This window comes from Stutzerimonas stutzeri, from assembly GCF_019090095.1.
GTDB lineage: Bacteria > Pseudomonadota > Gammaproteobacteria > Pseudomonadales > Pseudomonadaceae > Stutzerimonas > Stutzerimonas stutzeri_AN.
On the sequence record NZ_JAGQFP010000001.1, the window covers coordinates 1,600,483 to 1,618,885 of the forward strand.

Sequence of the window (18,403 nt, forward strand, 5' to 3'; positions counted from 1 at the left end):
GAATCGTGCAACCGCTTCACAGACCTTCGGCACTAGGATTGGGGTCTATTCCAGACCGTCAGATCCAGGAGCCGCCATGAGCAATGCCATCGGTTATGCCGCGCACGATCCGAGCACACCGCTCGTACCCTACTCGTTCACTCGCCGCGATGTCGGGCCAAACGATGTCAAGATCGACATCCTTTACTGCGGCGTCTGCCACTCCGACCTGCATACCGCACGCAACGAATGGAACAACACGCTCTACCCCGCGGTCCCCGGCCACGAGATCGTCGGGCGGGTGACAGCCGTTGGTGAGGCGGTCAGCCGCTTCAAGGTCGGCGACATCGCCGGCGTCGGCTGCCTGGTCGACAGCTGCCGGACCTGCCCCTCCTGCGGCGAAGGGCTGGAGCAATACTGCGAGAACGGCTTCACCGGCACCTACAACGGACCAGCCTTCGGCGGTGGCGAGAACACCCTCGGCGGCTACTCGGACAACATCGTGGTGGACCAGCATTTCGTCCTGCGCATCTCCCACGACGAGGCCAGCCTGGCCGCCGTTGCGCCGCTGTTGTGCGCCGGCATCACCACCTATTCGCCGCTGCGCCAGTGGAAGGTCGGGCCCGGCCAGAAGGTCGGCGTGGTCGGCCTCGGTGGTCTTGGCCACATGGCGGTGAAGATCGCCAACGCCATGGGCGCGCACGTGGTCCTGTTCACCACCTCGCCGGACAAGAAGGAGGACGCGCTGCGCCTCGGCGCCAGCGAAGTGGTGGTGTCGAAGGACCGGGATGAGATGGCCGCGCACGGGAACAGCTTCGATTTCATCCTCAATACGGTGGCGGCGCCGCATAACCTCGACGCCTTCGTTGCGCTACTCAAGCGCGACGCCACCATGACGCTGGTCGGCGCACCCGCATCGCCACACCCCTCCCCCAGCGTGTTCGGCCTGATCTTCAAGCGTCGCCGCATCGCCGGATCGCTGATCGGCGGCATCGCCGAGACCCAGGAAATGCTCGACTTCTGCGCCGAACACAACATCGTGTCGGACATCGAGATGATCGACATTCAGGCCATCAACGACGCCTACGAACGCATGCTCAAGAGCGACGTGAAGTACCGTTTCGTCATCGACATGGCCTCGCTCAAGTCCGCCTGACCGGCTGCCTGCCCCTGCGCTCCGTAGCGGGCAGGCCTTCCCTCTTTGCGATCAAGCGGCTATGGTCGCCGGCCTTCTGCTGAGGAGCCGGCATGCGCTATCTGGTCTTCGTCACCCTGCTCTGGGCCTATTCCTTCAACCTGATCGGTGCCTATCTCGCCGGTCAGGTCGACAGCTATTTCGCCGTGCTGACCCGGGTCGTCCTGGCCGGCCTCGTGTTTTTGCCGCTGACGCGCTGGCGTGGCGTGGCGCCGGGCTTCATCGGCGGCGTCACGCTGGTCGGTGCACTGCAGTTCGGTGTGACCTATATCTGCCTCTACCTGAGCTTCAACGTGCTGACGGTGGCCGAGGTCCTGCTGTTCACCGTGCTGACGCCACTGCACGTGACGCTGATCGACGACGCACTCAATCGGCGCTTCAACCCCTGGGCGCTGGTCGCCGCGGCCGTCGCGGTGTTCGGCGCCGGACTGATTCGCTATGACGGGGTCACCGGGGACTTTCTCGGCGGGTTCCTGCTGATGCAGCTGGCCAACTTCACCTTCGCCGCCGGCCAGGTCGGCTACAAGCACCTGGCGCAGCGCTACCCATCGGACATCCCGCTCCATCGCCGCTTCGGCTACTTCTTCCTCGGCGCGTTGGTCATCGTGTTGCCGGCCTGGTTGCTGTTCGGCAATCCGGAGAAGCTACCATCGACGCCCACCCAGTGGGGCGTACTGGTGTGGATGGGTGTGCTGGCCACTGCGCTGGGGCAATTCTGCTGGAACAAGGGCGCCACGCTGGTCGATGCCGGAACCCTGGCGGTGATGAACAACATGGCCGTGCCGGTCGGACTGATCCTCAATCTGCTGTTCTGGGGCACCTATGCCGATCTGCTGCGCCTGACCTTCGGCGGGCTGATCATCCTCGCCTCATTGCAGATCAATCGACTGGGCCGACGAACGGCTTGAAAAAACGGCGTAAGCCGTTGTTTTACAAGTGATTAATCTTCTTCTTATCGGTAAGATCTCGGCGCCCCGCATGGATGCGTTTCTCAGTTCGTCGTCGAGATCTCCATGCGCCGCGCCAGCCTGTTTCTGCTCGTTCTGCTGTTCACCTCCGGCGTTCTTGCCGATGCCCCACGCACCTTCCGCGAAGCGAAGCGGCTAGCCTGGCAGATCTATGCCGAGCGGCCTGTCGACTTCTACTGCGGCTGCCGCTTCGAGGGCAACCGGATCGACCTGAGCAGCTGCGGCTACGTCCCACGCAAGCAGCCCAAACGGGCTGCACGCGTGGAATGGGAACATATCGTGCCGGCCTGGGTGATTGGCCATCAGCGTCAATGCTGGCAAAAAGGCGGGCGCAAGCACTGCACCGCGAGCGATCCGGTGTTCAGCAAGGCCGAGGCCGACCTGCACAACCTCGTCCCGGTGGTCGGCGAGGTCAATGGTGACCGCAGCAACTACGGGTTCGGCATGCTCAGCGAGAAGCCAACCCAGTACGGAGCCTGCCCCTTCGTGGTGAACTTCAAGCAACGCACCGCCATGCCGGCCGACTACAGCCGGGGCGCCATTGCGCGAACCTACCTGTACATGAGCGAACGCTATGGCCTGCGCCTGTCGAAGCAGGACCAGCGCCTTTACGACATCTGGAATCGCCAGTATCCGGTCAGCGAATGGGAGCGTTGGCGCAATCGCAGCGTGGCCTGCGTGCAGGGCAATGCCAATACCTTCGTCGGCGCGGTGGATCTACGTCGCTGCAGCCGTTCAGTGGCCCGCGCGACCGGCAAAGGTGCTGGCAGGAGCTGAACGCTGATGCCCGTTTGGCCGTCCCGGCACGCCTGTCTGACCGCACCACCGCTGCGTCGCGATCGAAGATCATGCGCTTGCCGCGATTGCACGTCGACGGCCGAACGCTGCATGCTGGCTTATCTCAATGCGATGGCCTTTTACCATGCAAGACAAGCCCCTCCTCTCCGCGTTGGCGCTGACCGTTCTACTGGCGCTCGTCGTCTCCGGAATCGCGCCGTACGATCGGGCAACCTGGCTGCTGGAAGTCGCACCGGTGCTGATCGCCTTGCCGCTTTTGCTTTGCACCTACCAGCGCTTTGCCTTGACCCGCCTGCTGTACGTGATCATTGCGCTGCATGCATTGGTGCTGATTCTGGGCGGCGCTTATACCTATGCCCGGGTGCCGCCGGGGTTTTGGGTGCAGGACTGGCTCGAACTCAGCCGCAACCCTTATGACAAGCTTGGTCACTTCATCCAGGGCGTGACGCCAGCCTTGCTGGCTCGGGAAATACTGCTGCGCCGCCGTTTCGTCGTGCCAGGAAAGATGCTCGGTTTTCTCGCGGTCTGCGTCGCGCTGGCGTTCAGCGCGTTCTATGAGCTGATCGAATGGTGGGTGGCGCTGTTGGCCGGCCAGGGCGCGGACGATTTTCTGGGCACCCAGGGCGACCCCTGGGACACCCAGTCGGACATGCTGATGGCATTGCTCGGCGCGTTGCTCTCCGTCATCACACTGGCAGGCCTGCAAGACCGGCAGATCGCCAACCAGACGAAGCCTGACCCGGCACCCTAGCCGTTGCGTGCCGTAGCGCAATCGAGCGCGGCTAGAGGCTGAGCTCGAAGGCATCACCGTCATGATAGGCGGGGAACTTGCTGCGATACGCGGCCAGGTCCCGGGCACGCAGCGTCGCGCGAAAGACGCCGTCGCCATCGCCTGCTTCCAGCAGCGGGTCACCGAGGTAGTCGAGCACCTGGCTGTCGCCGCTGTAGGGATAACCCTTGCCGTCCTCACCGATTCGATTCACCGCCGCCACATAGCACAGGTTCTCGATCGCACGCGCGGGAAGCAGGCGGTTCCAGGCGTTACGGCGAGCGGCGGGCCAGTTGGCGGTGTAGAGCAGCAGGTCCGTGTCGTGCGGGTCACGGCTCCAGACCGGGAAGCGCAGGTCGTAGCAGATCAAGGGCCGCACGTGCCAGCCGTTGAGTTCGAACAGCGCTTGCTGCTCTCCGGCGGTGTAATGCTTGTGTTCGCCGGCCATGCGAAACAGATGGCGTTTGTCGTAGTGGGAAACGTCGCCGTTCGGCCGGACCCAGAGCAGCCGGTTGCGGTGACTGCCGTCCGCCGCCTCGATGATCACGCTGCCGGTCACCACCGCCTCCAGACGCGCGGCCTGCTCGCGCATCCAGGCATAGGTCGGCCCCTCTTCGGGCTCGGCCAGCTCAGCGGAGTTCATGGAGAATGCGGTGGTGAACATTTCCGGAAGAACGATGAGATCAGCGCCGCGTGCGCGCTCGAGCAGCTCGACGAAACGCTCGCGATTGGCCGCGGCGTCTTGCCAGACGAGTGAGGTCTGAATCAGCGCCAGCTCAAGGTCGGGAAGGTTGTTCAGATCGCGCATAGTCGCTCCGCTGCCTGGCGCAGCGTCTCCTCTCGTTTGGCGAAGCAGAAGCGGATCAGCCGCGACTCGCTGGGCGGCGTCTGATAGAACACCGAGATCGGGATGCTCGCCACGCCGTGCTCGCGAGTCAGCCACTCGGCCATGGCCACATCGTCGAGATCGGGGCGAATCGCCGAGTAATCGGCCAGCTGGAAGTAGGTGCCCGCCGCCCGGGTGAAGCTGAAACGCGAGCCGGCCAGCAGGTCGCAGAACAGGTCCCGCTTGGCCTGATAGAACCCAGGTAGCTCACTGAGGTGCTCCGGGTGCGCGGCCATGAAGTCGGCCAGCGCCCATTGCAACGGGGTCACACCGGTGAAGCTGACGTACTGATGCACCTTGCGCAGTTCGCTGCTCAACGCCGCAGGCGCGACCACATAGCCGGTCTTCCAGCCGGTGACGTGATAGGTCTTGCCGAACGAGCTGACGACGAAGGCGCGCTGATAGAGCTCCTCGTGACGCAACACGCTGGCATGCTCGCGCCCGTCGAAGACCAGATGCTCGTAGACCTCGTCGCTGACCAGATAGATGTCCCGATCGCGGATCAGCTCGGCCAGCCGGTCCAGGTCCGTGCGGTCGATCAACGCGCCGCTCGGATTGTGCGGGGTGTTCAAGACGATCATCCGCGTGCGCGGCGTAATCGCATCGGCCAGCCGCTGCCAGTCGATGGCGAAATCCGGCAGGCTCAGCGCCTGGTGGATACAAGTCCCGCCGGCCAGCTCCACCGCCGGCTCGTAACTGTCGTAGCAGGGATCGAACACGATCACCTCGTCGCCCGGGCGAACCACCGCATGGATCGCGCAGAAGATCGCCTGAGTCGCGCCTGGGGTGATGGTGACCTCCGCATCGGCGTCGACCTGGCGACCATAGAGCGATGCCACCTTGACGGCGACCTGCTCGCGCAGCGCCGGTAACCCGGTCATCGGTGCGTACTGGTTGTGGCCTGCCATGACATGCTGGGCGACCGCTTCACGCAGTGCGTCGGGCCCGTCGAAATCAGGAAAACCCTGGGATAGATTCAGCGCGCCGGTCTGAGTGGCCAGCTGCGACATGGTGGTGAAAATGGTGGTGCCGACATTGGGCAATTTACTGATGAGCATGGCCGCCTTCCAACAGGCCTGCCGTAAGGGGCTGCGGCAGGGCAAAACAGGATAGCCGATCACAACGGCTCAATACGAGCCGGTCCGAACCCCGGTAGCGGCCTGCTACAGTGACGCCGCAACGAGGCCTTTCAGGTCTCGCGATTCAACGCCTCGAAGGAGCTCCTATGCCGACCCAAGCCACCGACGCCCGTTGGGACGAACTACGTAACCTGGCCGACCGGGCCGCGCTGACGGAACCGACGCTGGCCGAGCTGTTTCGACAGGCCATCGTCGACCAGCCCGGCTTCGGCTGTGCCCTGGCCCAGCGGATCAGCAAGGCGCTGGTCGGCGCCTCGGAGCGGCCAGAGATGCTGTTCGAGCGGTTTGCCAACGTCCATCGTCAGGCCCCTGCGCTGGCCGAACAGGCGTGGGACGACCTGCATGCCATCGTCAGCCGAGACCCGGCATTCGACACGGCCTTGGAGGTGTTCCTGTTCTCGAAGGGCTTCCTCGCGCTACAGGCCTACCGGATCGGCCATCAGCTGCAGCTGCACGGCGAGCGGTTGCTGGCGCTGTTCATCCAGGCGCGCTGCAACGAGCGGCTGGCGATCGACATCAACCCGGCCAGCCGGATAGGCAGGGGCATCATGCTCGATCACGGGACCGGGATCGTCATCGGTGAAACCGCTGAGGTCGGCGACGATGTCTCGATCCTCCAGGGGGTGACCCTGGGCGGTACCGGCAAGGAAAGCGGCGACCGTCATCCAAAGGTACGCAGCGGGGTGATGATAGGCGCCGGCGCGAAGATACTCGGCAATATCGAAATCGGCGAAGGCGCCAAGGTCGGGGCTGGCAGCGTGGTGCTGCACCCTGTGCCACCCCATACCACGGTGGTGGGAAATCCGGCCCGCCAGGCCGGCACGCCGAAGCATGCGCGACCGGCGCTGGATATGGATCAGACGCTCGACGAAGGCTGACTCATCAGCGCTTCTTGTCGCGACGCTTCTTCTCAGCCTTCTTGTGGTGCGACATGAGCCTGCGCTTCTTGTTTACCTGGCGGTCAGTGAGGGTGTTCTTCTTGCCTTCGAAGGGGTTCTCACTGCCCTTGTACTCGATCCGAATCGGCGTGCCGACCAGCTTCAGCACACGCCGGTAGGTATTCTCCAGATAGCGCGTGTAGGACTTGGGGATCGCGTCGACCTGGTTGCCATGTATGACGATAAGCGGCGGGTTGGCGCCGCCCAGGTGCGCATAACGCAGCTTAATCCGGCGACTGGCGACCATCGGCGGCGCATGCTCGCGGACCGCGTCTTCCAGGATCTGCGTCAGGCGGCTGGTGGGCCAGCGGGTGACGGCCGAGGTGAACGAGGCCTGCACTGACTTGTACAGATTGCCCACGCCGGTGCCATGTTTGGCGGAAATGAAATGGATGTCGGCGAACTCGACGAAGAACAGCCGGCGCTCGAGCTCGGTCTTGACGTAGTCACGCTCGCTCGGCTCCATGCCGTCCCACTTGTTCAGGGCGATGACCAGCGCCCGACCACTGTCGAGGACGAAGCCGAGCAGGTTGAGGTCGTGCTCGACCACGCCTTCGCGCGCGTCCATGACGAAGATCACCACGTTGGCGTCCTGGATCGCCTGTAGCGTCTTGACCACGGAAAACTTTTCCACCGCCTCGAAGATCTTGCCGCGGCGACGCACACCGGCGGTATCGATCAGGGTGTACTTCTCATCGCCGCGTTCGAACGGGATATAAATGCTGTCGCGCGTGGTGCCGGCCTGATCGTAGACGATGACCCGCTCTTCCCCGAGCATGCGGTTGACCAGCGTTGATTTGCCGACGTTAGGACGGCCGATGATGGCGATCTTGATGCCATCCTTTTCACTCGGCCCAGGAATGCGTTTGAGTTCCTGCCCCTCGGCGACCGCCTCGCCCTCTTCGGCCGCGTCTTCGCCTTCGGCTTCGGTTGCCTCGGCATTGTCCTTGGGAAAGGCGCCCAGCGCCTGCTCCAGCATATGGCTAATGCCACGGCCATGGGCGGCGGCGATCGGCAAGGCGTCACCCAACCCCAGCGGGGCGAACTCGGCTCGCGCAATATCCGGATCGATGCTGTCGACCTTGTTCGCCACCAGAAAATGGCGCTTGTTCAGCTTGCGCAGATGCTCGGCGATCATCTGATCACCCGGTGTCATGCCGGCACGGGCATCGACCATGAACATCACCGCATCGGCTTCCTGCATCGCCTGTAGCGACTGCTCAGCCATCTTGGCGTCGATGCCCTCTTCGTCCCCGGTGAGACCGCCGGTATCGATGACAATGTAGGTGCGACCCTGCCATTTGGCCTCGCCGTACTGGCGATCACGGGTCAGACCGGCGTATTCCGCGACAATGGCGTCACGGCTCTTGGTCAGACGGTTGAACAGGGTGGATTTGCCGACGTTAGGGCGACCCACCAGGGCGATTACGGGAACCATACGGCTCTCCACTGCGATATTTCAGAAAACACGAAGGCCGCTGCAAGGCAGCGGCCGTATATAACAAGCGCTCCGCCGCGACGGAGCAAGCGTCGATGGCGCTGTCAGTCCGCCTGGCGAATGGTCAAGGCAACCAGCTTGCCATCATTGCCATAGGCATACAGCCAGTCGCCCTCCACCACCGGACGGGCGCGAACGCCAGCGCTGTCGATCCGGGTCCGGGCGACGAAGCGCCCGTCGACCTGACTCAGGAAATGCAGATAGCCTTCCTTGTCGCCTACCGCCACATAGCTGGAGAACACCGCCGGAGCAGACAGCTGACGGCGCAACAGCGAATCGTTGCTCCAGAGAACGGTAGTCGAGCGCTCGTCGATGCCCAGCACGGCTCCATCAGCCTGGCTTACGTACACGCTGCCATAGCCCAGCGCGACACCGGTCGCGGTGGAGGCATCTCGTTGCCAGAGAATCCGCCCGCTTTCCAGATCCAGCGCGGCAGCGCGGCCCTGAAAGGACGCGACGTACAGCGTGCCACCGGAAAGGAGCAAGCCACCGTCGATATCGACGACACGCTCAAGCTCCGAACGGCCTTGGGGAATGGCGACGCGCTGCTCCCAGACTGGCAAGCCACGGCGGGTGTCGAGCGCCACCACCTTGCCGCTGGACAGCCCGGCTACCGCCAGCTGATTGGTCAATAGCGGTGCACCGGTTCCACGCAAGGTCAGCACCGCAGGCGAGCTTTCATAGCTCCAGCGCTGCGCACCGGTGTCGATTTCGAGCGCGATGACGCGATCGTCCTGGGTCTGAACCACCACCACATCGCCATTGACGGCAGGCGCGGCGAGTACCTCGCTGCTGACCTGGCTGCGCCAGCGCTCTTCACCGGTCGAGACGTCCAGCGCGAGTACTTCGCCGCGTAGCGTGCCAACCAGGACCAGGCCGTAGCCGGCGCCCACCGCGCCCGAGATCGGCACCTCCAGATCCTGTTTCCAGTTGACCTTGCCGGTGGTGCGATCCATGGCCACCACCAGCCCGTTGACGTCGGCGGCGAATATTTCATTGCCATACACGACAGGGGTCAGCAGGTTGTAGGTTTCGCCTTGTCCGTCACCGATCGAACGACTCCACTCTTCCTTGAGTTGAATCTCGGCGTCGAACTTGACCAGCTCGGCTGGCTCAGGTTCTTTCGTGCTATTGCTGCTACAACCAGCAGCCAGGAAGGCCAGGCTCAGCAGTGCTGCAGTTTTCCAACGCATCAGTTCACGCCTCTCCACGAGCCAGGTCGTCCAGTTTCAACTGCAGGCCACCGATTGCGGCATCCTGCGAGAGCAAATCTTTCGCCTTGGAATAGGCCGCTTGCGCTTCATCCGGACGCTTCAGCTGGACGAGCAGGTCGCCTTTGAGCTCTTCGCGACTGGCAGCAAAGGCCTTCACGGCCTCGCCTTTCAGCAACGCCAGCGCTTCCTCGGCTTTGTCCTGCGCCGACAGCACACGCGCCAGTCGCTGACGAGCGAGCTCTTCGAGGGTTTGGTCGGCAGGCTTATCCAGCACGCTGCGCAGGTCCGCCGCCGCCTCATCGAGACGTCCCGTCTCCACCGCCACCTTGGCCAGGAAGAGGCTGCCGTACTGGGCGTAGTGCGAACCGGAAAATTCCTTCTTCAGCAGATTGCCCAGTCGTGAGACCTCGGCCGTATCGGCTCCGCCCTCGGCCAGCGCAACGTTCAGCAACTGCTGATACAGGGCGGAGGCGCTCTGCGCCTGGTTGAGCTGATGCTTCTGCCAGAACTGCCAGCCAAACACCACCACCAGCGCGAGTGCGCCTCCCAGCAGCAACGGCTTACCGTTGCGCTGCCACCACTCCTTGATCTGCGCCAGCTGTTCTTCTTCGGTACCCGAGGTCACACTGTCACTCCTTCAATCGCTAAATTCAGGCCCGTCCGCTCAAGCCAGACAGGCAGCCAGACGCTCGGGTAGAGCATCCCAGGCAATGCTTTGTTGTTCGCTGTCGTCACGCAGCGGCTTGCAACCTACCACGCGCCCTGCCAGTTCGTCGTCACCCAGAATCAGCGCATAGCGCGCACCGCTCTTGTCGGCTTTCTTGAACTGGCTCTTGAAGCTACCGCCACCGGCATTGACCAGCAGGCGAAGGCCCGGCAAGGCATCACGCAGCCGCTCGGCCAAGCCGAGCGCCGCCAATTCGGCGGCTTCGCCGAAGGCGCAAATGAAGGCATGCGCGGGCTGATTCAGTTCCTCCGGAACCAGCTCCAGGGTTTCCAGCAGCAGCACCAGGCGCTCGATGCCCATGGCGAACCCCACACCCGGCGTAGGCTTGCCGCCGAACTGGCTGACCAGTCCGTCATAGCGGCCACCGGCACAGACGGTGCCCTGCGCGCCCAACTTGTCAGTGACCCATTCGAAGACGGTGCGACCGTAATAGTCCAGACCGCGCACCAGCTTAGGGTTGATCTGATAGCTGATCCCGGCCGCCTCGAGACGCGCCTTGAGGCCTTCGAAGTGAGCTCGCGACTCGTCGTCGAGGTAGTCATGCAGCGTTGGCGCATCGACCAGCAACGCCTGGGTCTGGGCGTTCTTGCTGTCCAGAATGCGCAGCGGGTTGCTGGTCAGCCGGCGCTGGCTGTCTTCGTCGAGCTGCTCGTAATGCTGTTGCAGATATGCGACCAGCGCGTCTCGGTAGGTCGCGCGAGCTTCGCTGGACCCCAGGCTGTTGAGCTGCAGCGTGACCGCATCGGACATTCCGAGGCGCTTCCAGAGCCGGGCGGTCAAGACGATGAGCTCGGCATCGATATCCGGGCCAGGCTGATTGAAAACCTCTACCCCAATCTGATGGAACTGACGGTACCGCCCCTTCTGCGGTTTTTCGTAGCGAAACATCGGGCCGGCATACCAGAGCTTCTGCACCTGACCGCCACCGGTCATGCCATGTTCGAGCACGGCACGCACGCAGCCGGCCGTGCCTTCAGGGCGTAGCGTCAGCGACTCTTCGTTGCGGTCGAGAAAGGTATACATCTCCTTGTCGACCACATCGGTGCCCTCGCCGATGCCCCGTGCGAACAGGTCGGTGAACTCGAGGATGGGCAGGCGGATTTCGCTGTACCCATAGCTGTCGAGCAGTTGGGCGAACGTCGTCTCAAGGTAGCGCCAGACCGGCGTCTGGGCCGGCAGGATGTCGTTCATGCCACGGATGGCTTGCAGGGACTTGCTCAAATCGGTTCCTTAAATCAGCTACGCAGGATCAGCGCGGCATCGGACTCAGCCTTTTCGCTGGCCTTGCGGCGGATCAGCTGCTCCAGCTCGTCGACCAGGTTTTCGTTGTTCAGCTTCTGCGCGGGTTTGCCGTCGATATAAATGAGGTTGTTAGGGGTACCGCCGGTCAGCCCGATATGCGCCTCCTTGGCCTCCCCCGGACCATTGACCACGCAACCGATCACGGCGACGTCCATCGGAACCAACAGGTCGTCGAGCCGCCCTTCCAGTTCGTTCATGGTCTTGACCACGTCGAAGTTCTGCCGCGAGCAGCTGGGACAGGCAATGAAGTTGATGCCGCGCGAGCGCAGACGCAACGATTTGAGAATGTCGAAACCGACCTTGATCTCCTCGACCGGATCGGCTGCCAGCGAAATCCGAATGGTGTCGCCGATGCCTTCGGCTAGCAGCATGCCCAGGCCGACCGCCGACTTCACGGTTCCGGACCGCAGGCCACCCGCCTCGGTGATGCCCAGGTGCAGCGGTTGCTCGATCTTGTCCGCCAGCAAGCGATACGCCGCAACAGCCATGAACACGTCGGAGGCTTTCACGCTGACCTTGAAGTCGGGGAAGTTCAGCCGGTCGAGGTGCTCGACATGACGCAGGGCCGACTCCACCAGCGCTTCGGGCGTGGGTTCGCCATATTTCTTCTGCAGGTCCTTTTCCAGAGAGCCGGCATTAACGCCGATGCGGATCGGTATGCCCCGATCGCGCGCCGCTTCGACGACGGCGCGCACACGGTCTTCGCGGCCGATGTTACCGGGATTGATACGCAGGCAATCGACACCGAGCTCAGCGACCCGCAGCGCAATCTGGTAATCGAAGTGGATATCGGCCACCAACGGCAGGCTGACCCGTTGCTTGATCTTGCCGAAGGCTTCGGCAGCCTCCATGGAAGGCACCGAGACCCGCACGATGTCGGCACCGGCATTCTGCAGGCGCTCGATCTGGGCGACGGTCGCCTCGACATCACAGGTTTCGGTATTGGTCATGCTCTGCACGGCGATAGGCGCATCGCCACCGACCGGTACATTGCCGACCCAGATCTTTCGAGTAGGCCGGCGCTTGATAGGGGACTCGCTATGCATGATTACTGTCCGAGCTTGAGACGCGCGGTTTCGCCACGCGTTTTGCCAGAAAGACTGACGGGTTCGCCGTTGAAGCTGACCTGCACACCGGATGCAAAGCCCAGGTGCACGTCCAGAGGGGTTTTGCCAACCAGTGTGCGGCTGCTACCCCCCTTGGCCAGGCCGCTGTAAAGCACCTTGCCGTCCGCGTCGGTGATTCGTGTCCAGCAGTCTGCGCTGTAGTCCAGGGTGAGCCGGCCCTCCCCCGGAGCGACGGGCGTTGGCTCGGCGGCGACTGTCGGGGTTTCCGTCACGGCAGGCGCGGCCTCGGTCTCGCCGGTAGGTGCTGTTTCGGCCGCCTGTGCAGATGCGTCGGCTGCCGGCGACTCCGCCACTGGCGATTCCGCGCCCTCGGCGGTCGGCGGGGCCTGATCTACCGGCTCAGCTTCCGTTGCGGACGGCTCGCTTGCTGCGGGTTCGCTGGCGGCAGGCTCCTCCGGCTCGTCAGCGCGATCCAGCAGATGAATTTCGGTCGTGCCGTCTGCCGCCTCCACCTCGATTCGCTCGAGAGCCGTAACCGAAGGTCCGGCGGCGTTACGGGCAGTACGATCCTGCCACCAGAGATAGGCACCGACCGCGATTACCAGCGTCAGCAGCAATGTGAAAAAACGCACCATGCTACGCGAAAGACGCACGGGTTCGTCGATGTGCCCGAGGCTATTGACGCTACTGCCCGTGGCATCGGTACCGGTATGTTGATCGAACTGCTGCACCAGCCGATTCTGGTCCAATCCCAGCAGTTTGGCGTAAGCACGAACATAGCCACGGGCAAAGGTATGCCCGGGCATCTGACTGAAATCGCCGGCCTCGATCTGACTGAGCGAGCGTTCCGACAGGTTGAGCTGCTTGGCGACCGACGCAAGCGACCAGTTCTTGCTCTCGCGGGCAGCACGAAGGGTCTCACCTGGATTGCCCAGGGCCGTCGGGGCAGCGGTCTCGGAATGGGGCGCTATCATCGTTGCTCCGAAAGAAACTGTTGATATTCAGGCGTGCCCGGGTAGAGGCGCTTGAGCTGCAACGCCAGGCTCGCCGCCTGGTCCCGGTCCTGATGGATTTTCGCCAGACGAATGCCTAACAGCAGACTGCGCGCCGTCTGCTCGGAAAGGCTGCTGAACCCATCGTAATAGCGCTTCGCCGGAACGTATTGCTTGTCCTCGTAGGCCATGATCGCCAGTTCGAGAAGCGCGCCTGGCTGCCGGCTATCGAGACGCAAGGCGCGCGTGAAATAGGTTTCGGCCTGTGAACGCTGGCCAAGCTTCAACGCGGTCATGCCCATGTTCTGGAAGACACGTGAACGACCAGGGTACAGGTTGTCTTCGGCAGCTTTGGAGAAGCGCTCCATGGCTTCTTCGTAGCGCTGCTGCTCGAACAGAAAGCTGCCGTAGTTGTTGAGGATACGAGCGTCGTTGCGGCTCGACAAAGCCTTGCGATAATGCTCATCGGCCAGCTGGTTTTCCATTTCGTTCTGGAATACCAGGGCCAGCGCTGCATGCGCATCCGCGCTGTTGGGGTCGATCTCCAAAGCCTTGCGCAGCGGTGTTTTCGCTCGCGAGGACTCGCCTTCCTGCAAGTAGCCGATACCCAGCTGGATGTAGGCATCTCGCGCCTCGTCGCGGCCTTCCGAAGTACGCATCGGATTGCCCGACCCGGAAGATACGCAGCCAGCCATGAGGCCAACGAGCAAGAACAGCAGCGCAACGCGCAGGATCATCGACAACTTCCCCCTCAGGAACGATTCGTAGCAGCGGGTGCCGGCACGGGCTCTGATTGCAGCTGTCGCACCGCGATGTAGCGCTCGCTTCGGCGTGTTCGATCCAGCACCTGCCCAACCAGTTGGCCACACGCAGCGTCGATGTCTTCGCCCCGTGTCGTCCGAACCGTCACATTGTGCCCGGCTTTATGCAGGATGTCCTGAAAACGACGGATCGCATTGTTGCTCGGCCGCTCATATCCGGAATGCGGGAAGGGGTTGAACGGAATCAGATTGATCTTGCAGGGAATTTTGGCCAGCAACGTGACCATCTCTTCGGCATGCTCGGGCTGGTCGTTGACGCCCTGCAAGAGCGTGTATTCGATGGTGAGAACTCGCTTCTCGCCCAGGTTGGAAATGTAGCGCTGGCAAGCCGCAAGCAGCATATCCAACGGATATTTCTTGTTGATCGGTACCAACTGGTCACGCAGCGCATCGTTCGGTGCATGCAGCGACAGCGCCAGAGAGACATCGATCACCTTGGACAACTCATCGATCATCGGCACCACGCCGGATGTCGACAGCGTCACTTTGCGCTTGGAAATACCGTAACCGAGATCGTCCATCATGATCTGCATGGCGGCGACGACGTTGTCGAAGTTCAGCAAGGGCTCGCCCATCCCCATCATGACGACGTTGGTGATGGCGCGATCGATTTTGGCCGGAATGGTGCCGAAGGACTTGTTGGCGATCCATACCTGGCCGATGACTTCAGCGGCGGTGAGGTTGCTGTTGAAGCCTTGCTTGCCCGTCGAGCAAAAGCTGCAATCCAGCGCACAGCCAGCCTGGGACGAAACGCAGAGCGTCCCACGCCCACCTTGCGGAATGTAGACGGTTTCCACACAGCTACCCGAAGCCACACGCACGACCCATTTACGGGTGCCGTCGGTGGAGATGTCCTCGCTGACGATCTCGGGGCCGCGAATCTCGGCGCAGGCCTTGAGCTTCTCGCGCAAAGCCTTGCCGATGTTGCTCATGGCGTCGAAGTCATCGACGCCAAAATGGTGAATCCATTTCATCACCTGCCCGGCGCGAAAACGCTTCTCCCCGATCGAATCGAAGAAGCTTTCCAACTGAGGCTGAGTCAGCCCCAGCAAATTTACTTTACCGGTCATAACGGTCATCTGGATTCACCTTCGCCTGATTAGCGAATGCGGGCACACACTTCGGTGGCGGAGAAGAAATAGGCGATTTCGCGAGCAGCGGAGGCTTCGGAGTCGGAACCGTGAACCGCGTTCTCATCGATCGATACGGCGAAATCGGCGCGAATGGTGCCCGGAGCCGCTTCTTTAGGATTGGTCGCGCCCATCAGCTCGCGGTTCTTGGCGATAGCGTCTTCACCCTCGAGTACCTGGACGATGACCGGGCCGGAGACCATGAAGGCAACCAGATCCTTGAAGAAGCCGCGCTCGCTGTGCTCAGCATAGAAACCACCGGCTTCACGCTCGGACAGCTGGACCATCTTGGAAGCGACGACGCGCAGGCCGGCCTTTTCGAACCGGGAAGTGATTTCGCCGATAACGTTCTTGGCGACAGCGTCAGGCTTGATGATGGAGAAAGTGCGTTGCAGGGCCATTTAAAACTCCAGACAGGATGGGGTTAAAGCAAACGAGTAAACCCGCGAATTATACGCGGGTCCGGATTGAAATTATAAGAGTGGGTGAATGCCGCTTGGCGCAGCATCCCCAGGGCAGGGCCGACACAGCCCCATGTTGCGGCGTCGAAATCGAGCTTCTATTGCTCCTCTATCCAGGCCGCCTGGATAGCTTCCAGCACCTTCTCACCACCACGTTGCGGGTCGTCCTCGAAATCCGGCAATTCGACCACCCAGCGGTGCAGCTCGACAAAATTCACATAACGCGGATCCACGTCCGGCTTGCGCTCAGCCAGTTCAATCGCGATATCCAGCACATCAGTCCATTTCAGCGCCATGTTTCACCTCGCCCTCAATGGCCTTCGGAGACTTGGTTGATCGTGTACTTCGGAATTTCGACCACCAGATCGACATCCGCGACAGCGGCCTGACAGGACAGCCGAGAAGTGGGCTCGAGCCCCCACGCCTTGTCCAGCATGTCATCTTCCAGCTCGTCCGAAGCCTCCAGCGACGCGAAACCCTCACGAATCACGACGTGACAGGTCGTACATGCACAGGACTTTTCACAGGCATGCTCGATATCGATGCCGTTCCGCAATGCAGCATCGAGCACCGTCTCACCGGGCTGCGCTTCCACCACCGCCCCCTCGGGACAATGATCAGCGTTTGGTAGAAAAACAATCTGCGGCATTCTAGGTCATTCCTCGATGTCGTTAAGCCGCCGTCCGGCCAGTGCAGCCTTGACGGTGGAGTCGAGCCTGCGCGCGGCGAAGGCATCGGTGATCTGGCTCAAGCGCTTGACTTGCCGCTCGATGGCAACGCCATCATCGCTTTCGAGCAGCGCTTGCAAACGCTGCATTTGCGACTCGATGGCTTCGCGCTCCTCGCCACTGAGCAGGCGATCGCCGTCGGCTGCCAGAGCGCCTTCGACCGCTTCGAGCAACCGCTGCGCATCCACCAGTTGCTCGCGCAGGGCACGCGCCGCCTTGTCTTCGCCGGCCTTGTGAAAGGAGTCTTCCAACATCCGCGCGATTTCTCCATCGGTCAGACCGTAGGAAGGTTTCACCTGGATGCTCGACTCGACGCCAGAGGCCAACTCGCGCGCCGACACGCTGAGCAAGCCATCGGCATCGACCTGGAAGGTCACACGAATCTTCGCGGCGCCGGCCACCATCGGCGGGATACCGCGCAGCTCGAAGCGCGCCAACGAGCGGCAGTCGGCGATAAGTTCGCGCTCGCCCTGCAGGACGTGAATCATCATGGCCGACTGGCCATCTTTGTACGTGGTGAAATCCTGCGCTCGGGCAACGGGGATCGTGGTGTTACGGGGGATGATCTTCTCCATCAGCCCGCCCATGGTTTCCAGTCCCAGCGACAGCGGAATCACATCGAGCAGCAAAAGCTCCTCGCCATCCCGGTTGTTGCCAGCCAGCGTCTCGGCCTGAATCGCCGCACCGATGGCGACGACTTGATCGGGATCGATATCGGTCAGCGGATCGCGACCGAACATTTCGCCGACCCGCTCGCGCACGCGAGGCACCCGCGTGGAGCCACCCACCATGACGACCGCATGCACCTCGTCCAGCTCGACGAACGAATCGCGCAGCGCGCGCCGACAGGACTTGAGGCTCAGCGCGATCAGCGGATCAATCAGCTCATTGAATATTTCTCGGGTCAGCGCGCCATGCCAATCGCCATAACGCACCTCGACGGAGTCCGCATTGCTGAGCTTTTCCTTTGCATCGCATGCGATCTTCAGCACTTCGCGCTGCGCGCCAGGATCGAGATCCTGCGAGGCATCAGCCTGCGCCAGTATCCAGCCGGCAACGGCATGGTCGAAATCATCGCCGCCCAGCGCCGTGTCTCCGCCGGTCGCCAGTACCTCGAACACGCCCTGAGTCAGACGCAAGATCGAGATATCGAACGTGCCACCGCCCAGGTCATAGATCGCCACGACGCCTTCCGCCGCGCGGTCCAGACCATAGGCGACAGCCGCGGCGGTAGGCTCGTTGAGCAGGCGCAGCACATTCAGGTTGGCCAGCCGGGCAGCATCCTTGGTGGCCTGCCGCTGCGCCTCATCGAAATACGCCGGCACTGTGATCACAGCCCCGACCAGCTCTCCACCCAGCACGGCTTCGGCCCGTTCGCGCAGCGTGCGCAATATCTCGGCCGAGACTTCCACTGGGCTCTTGGCGCCCTGGACCGTCTCGATGAACGGCATCTGCGACTGCCCTTCGCTGAAGCGATAAGGCAATTGTCCACCGAGCTGCTTCACGTCACCGACACCACGCCCCATCAGGCGCTTTACCGACAGGATGGTGTTCAATGGATCGCTGGCCGCGGCTTGCTTGGCGCTATGCCCCACTTCGACGTGATCGGGGTGATAACGCACTGCAGAGGGCAGTATCACCTCGCCGTCGGCATCGGCCAGTGGCGCCGTGACACCGCTACGCAGGGCAGCCACAAGCGAATTGGTGGTGCCCAGATCGATGCCAACTGCCAAACGACGCTGGTGGGGTTGCGGGCTTTGTCCGGGTTCAGCTATCTGAAGTAAGGCCATG

Annotated in this window: 19 protein-coding genes; 5 read left to right on the plus strand and 14 right to left on the minus strand. The window is 62.4% G+C overall.

Features of this window, described 5'->3' with window-relative positions:
- Positions 1-76: 76 nt before the first annotated feature.
- From KVO92_RS06920 to KVO92_RS06935, 4 genes are all read left to right on the plus strand, one after another.
- Positions 77-1,135, plus strand: a complete 1,059-nt coding sequence (locus KVO92_RS06920) for an NAD(P)-dependent alcohol dehydrogenase (protein WP_217474870.1) — start codon at positions 77-79, stop codon at positions 1,133-1,135.
- 92 nt (positions 1,136-1,227) lie between these two features.
- Positions 1,228-2,082, plus strand: a complete 855-nt coding sequence (locus KVO92_RS06925; RefSeq protein WP_217474871.1) for a carboxylate/amino acid/amine transporter — start codon at positions 1,228-1,230, stop codon at positions 2,080-2,082.
- A 105-nt stretch (positions 2,083-2,187) separates the two neighbouring features.
- Positions 2,188-2,919: an endonuclease gene (locus tag KVO92_RS06930; protein WP_217474872.1), complete on the plus strand. Its 732-nt coding sequence runs from the start codon at positions 2,188-2,190 to the stop codon at positions 2,917-2,919.
- Between the two features lie 145 nt (positions 2,920-3,064).
- On the plus strand, positions 3,065-3,691 hold the full coding sequence (locus KVO92_RS06935) for a DUF2238 domain-containing protein (RefSeq protein ID WP_217474873.1): 627 nt from the start codon (positions 3,065-3,067) through the stop codon (positions 3,689-3,691).
- 31 nt (positions 3,692-3,722) lie between these two features.
- Here the strand turns inward: KVO92_RS06935 and KVO92_RS06940 are convergent, their stop codons facing one another.
- Positions 3,723-4,517 (minus strand): amidohydrolase, encoded by a 795-nt coding sequence (locus tag KVO92_RS06940; RefSeq protein ID WP_217474874.1) that lies wholly within the window; start codon positions 4,515-4,517, stop codon positions 3,723-3,725.
- Complete coding sequence (locus tag KVO92_RS06945; protein ID WP_217474875.1) at positions 4,505-5,653, minus strand: pyridoxal phosphate-dependent aminotransferase; 1,149 nt, start codon at positions 5,651-5,653, stop codon at positions 4,505-4,507. Before KVO92_RS06945 ends, KVO92_RS06940 begins: the two co-directional genes overlap by 13 nt.
- A gap of 167 nt (positions 5,654-5,820) precedes the next feature.
- Here KVO92_RS06945 and cysE point away from each other — a divergent pair, with 167 nt between their 5' ends.
- Positions 5,821-6,612, plus strand: coding sequence for a serine O-acetyltransferase (gene cysE / locus KVO92_RS06950; protein ID WP_217474876.1), 792 nt, complete (start codon positions 5,821-5,823; stop codon positions 6,610-6,612).
- Positions 6,613-6,616: 4 nt separating this feature from the next.
- On the opposite strand, the gene der is transcribed toward cysE, so the two are convergent.
- The 12 genes from der to hscA form a co-directional block, all read right to left on the minus strand.
- Complete coding sequence (der, locus tag KVO92_RS06955; protein WP_217474877.1) at positions 6,617-8,110, minus strand: ribosome biogenesis GTPase Der; 1,494 nt, start codon at positions 8,108-8,110, stop codon at positions 6,617-6,619.
- A 104-nt stretch (positions 8,111-8,214) separates the two neighbouring features.
- Positions 8,215-9,363 (minus strand): outer membrane protein assembly factor BamB, encoded by a 1,149-nt coding sequence (gene bamB, locus KVO92_RS06960; protein WP_217474878.1) that lies wholly within the window; start codon positions 9,361-9,363, stop codon positions 8,215-8,217.
- A gap of 4 nt (positions 9,364-9,367) precedes the next feature.
- Positions 9,368-10,009 carry a YfgM family protein gene (locus KVO92_RS06965; RefSeq protein ID WP_217474879.1) on the minus strand — a complete coding sequence of 214 codons (642 nt, stop codon included), beginning with the start codon at positions 10,007-10,009 and terminating at the stop codon, positions 9,368-9,370.
- Between the two features lie 39 nt (positions 10,010-10,048).
- Positions 10,049-11,332 (minus strand): histidine--tRNA ligase, encoded by a 1,284-nt coding sequence (hisS, locus tag KVO92_RS06970; RefSeq protein ID WP_217474880.1) that lies wholly within the window; start codon positions 11,330-11,332, stop codon positions 10,049-10,051.
- Positions 11,333-11,346: 14 nt separating this feature from the next.
- A complete protein-coding gene (gene ispG, locus KVO92_RS06975; RefSeq protein ID WP_217474881.1) occupies positions 11,347-12,459 on the minus strand; it encodes a flavodoxin-dependent (E)-4-hydroxy-3-methylbut-2-enyl-diphosphate synthase in 1,113 nt (370 codons plus the stop codon).
- A gap of 2 nt (positions 12,460-12,461) precedes the next feature.
- Positions 12,462-13,454, minus strand: a complete 993-nt coding sequence (locus tag KVO92_RS06980) for a RodZ domain-containing protein (protein ID WP_217474882.1) — start codon at positions 13,452-13,454, stop codon at positions 12,462-12,464.
- A complete protein-coding gene (pilW, locus tag KVO92_RS06985) occupies positions 13,451-14,209 on the minus strand; it encodes a type IV pilus biogenesis/stability protein PilW (protein WP_217474883.1) in 759 nt (252 codons plus the stop codon). The genes KVO92_RS06980 and pilW overlap by 4 nt, the downstream gene beginning before the upstream one ends.
- Positions 14,210-14,223: 14 nt before the next feature.
- Entirely contained in the window at positions 14,224-15,372 is a 1,149-nt protein-coding gene (gene rlmN, locus KVO92_RS06990) for a 23S rRNA (adenine(2503)-C(2))-methyltransferase RlmN (protein ID WP_217474884.1), read from the minus strand.
- A gap of 20 nt (positions 15,373-15,392) precedes the next feature.
- Positions 15,393-15,824, minus strand: a complete 432-nt coding sequence (gene ndk / locus KVO92_RS06995; RefSeq protein ID WP_021209485.1) for a nucleoside-diphosphate kinase — start codon at positions 15,822-15,824, stop codon at positions 15,393-15,395.
- A 158-nt stretch (positions 15,825-15,982) separates the two neighbouring features.
- A complete protein-coding gene (gene iscX, locus KVO92_RS07000; protein ID WP_217474885.1) occupies positions 15,983-16,180 on the minus strand; it encodes a Fe-S cluster assembly protein IscX in 198 nt (65 codons plus the stop codon).
- Between the two features lie 14 nt (positions 16,181-16,194).
- On the minus strand, positions 16,195-16,533 hold the full coding sequence (gene fdx, locus KVO92_RS07005) for an ISC system 2Fe-2S type ferredoxin (protein ID WP_217474886.1): 339 nt from the start codon (positions 16,531-16,533) through the stop codon (positions 16,195-16,197).
- A 6-nt stretch (positions 16,534-16,539) separates the two neighbouring features.
- Complete coding sequence (hscA, locus tag KVO92_RS07010) at positions 16,540-18,402, minus strand: Fe-S protein assembly chaperone HscA (RefSeq protein ID WP_217474887.1); 1,863 nt, start codon at positions 18,400-18,402, stop codon at positions 16,540-16,542.
- Position 18,403 lies beyond the last annotated feature (1 nt).

Coding starts and splice junctions, on each gene's coding strand:
- KVO92_RS06920 (WP_217474870.1), top strand. CDS start 77: ATGAGCAATGCCATCGGTTATGCCGCGCACGATCCGAGCACACCGCTC.
- KVO92_RS06925 (WP_217474871.1), top strand. CDS start 1,228: ATGCGCTATCTGGTCTTCGTCACCCTGCTCTGGGCCTATTCCTTCAAC.
- KVO92_RS06930 (WP_217474872.1), top strand. CDS start 2,188: ATGCGCCGCGCCAGCCTGTTTCTGCTCGTTCTGCTGTTCACCTCCGGC.
- KVO92_RS06935 (WP_217474873.1), top strand. CDS start 3,065: ATGCAAGACAAGCCCCTCCTCTCCGCGTTGGCGCTGACCGTTCTACTG.
- KVO92_RS06940 (WP_217474874.1), bottom strand. CDS start 4,517: ATGCGCGATCTGAACAACCTTCCCGACCTTGAGCTGGCGCTGATTCAG.
- KVO92_RS06945 (WP_217474875.1), bottom strand. CDS start 5,653: ATGCTCATCAGTAAATTGCCCAATGTCGGCACCACCATTTTCACCACC.
- cysE (WP_217474876.1), top strand. CDS start 5,821: ATGCCGACCCAAGCCACCGACGCCCGTTGGGACGAACTACGTAACCTG.
- der (WP_217474877.1), bottom strand. CDS start 8,110: ATGGTTCCCGTAATCGCCCTGGTGGGTCGCCCTAACGTCGGCAAATCC.
- bamB (WP_217474878.1), bottom strand. CDS start 9,363: ATGCGTTGGAAAACTGCAGCACTGCTGAGCCTGGCCTTCCTGGCTGCT.
- ispG (WP_217474881.1), bottom strand. CDS start 12,459: ATGCATAGCGAGTCCCCTATCAAGCGCCGGCCTACTCGAAAGATCTGG.
- KVO92_RS06980 (WP_217474882.1), bottom strand. CDS start 13,454: ATGATAGCGCCCCATTCCGAGACCGCTGCCCCGACGGCCCTGGGCAAT.
- pilW (WP_217474883.1), bottom strand. CDS start 14,209: ATGATCCTGCGCGTTGCGCTGCTGTTCTTGCTCGTTGGCCTCATGGCT.
- rlmN (WP_217474884.1), bottom strand. CDS start 15,372: ATGACCGTTATGACCGGTAAAGTAAATTTGCTGGGGCTGACTCAGCCT.
- ndk (WP_021209485.1), bottom strand. CDS start 15,824: ATGGCCCTGCAACGCACTTTCTCCATCATCAAGCCTGACGCTGTCGCC.
- iscX (WP_217474885.1), bottom strand. CDS start 16,180: ATGGCGCTGAAATGGACTGATGTGCTGGATATCGCGATTGAACTGGCT.
- fdx (WP_217474886.1), bottom strand. CDS start 16,533: ATGCCGCAGATTGTTTTTCTACCAAACGCTGATCATTGTCCCGAGGGG.
- hscA (WP_217474887.1), bottom strand. CDS start 18,402: ATGGCCTTACTTCAGATAGCTGAACCCGGACAAAGCCCGCAACCCCAC.